Annotated in this window: 1 protein-coding gene; it reads left to right on the top strand. The window is 39.7% G+C overall.

All coding sequences use genetic code 11. From position 1 onward, the window contains the following. A partial coding sequence (locus tag ETC27_RS18370; RefSeq protein WP_205742810.1) for an aminopeptidase P family N-terminal domain-containing protein occupies positions 1 to 234 on the top strand: 234 nt, incomplete at both ends.

Below are 234 nucleotides of genomic sequence, written 5' to 3'. Positions count from 1 at the left end.
AATCCTTACTGATATGAAAAATATCTACTATCTGACAGGTTTTTCGGGTACAGCTGGCACGATTTTCATGACAGCAGAGCATTCCTACTTTATGACGGATGACCGTTATATTGGAATTGCACGCCAATTGATTACGGGGTTTGAAATTATCCAGACACGTGATGCCTTATCTGAAATTGCTGCCCTTGCTGAAGACCTTCAAACTATTGCTTTTGAAGATACAGTTGATTTTGC

Origin of the sequence: Onishia niordana, from assembly GCF_004798965.1 — a bacterium.
In the GTDB taxonomy this organism is placed as follows: Bacteria; Pseudomonadota; Gammaproteobacteria; order Pseudomonadales; family Halomonadaceae; genus Onishia; species Onishia niordana.
This window is presented reverse-complemented; position numbering and strand designations above follow the sequence as displayed.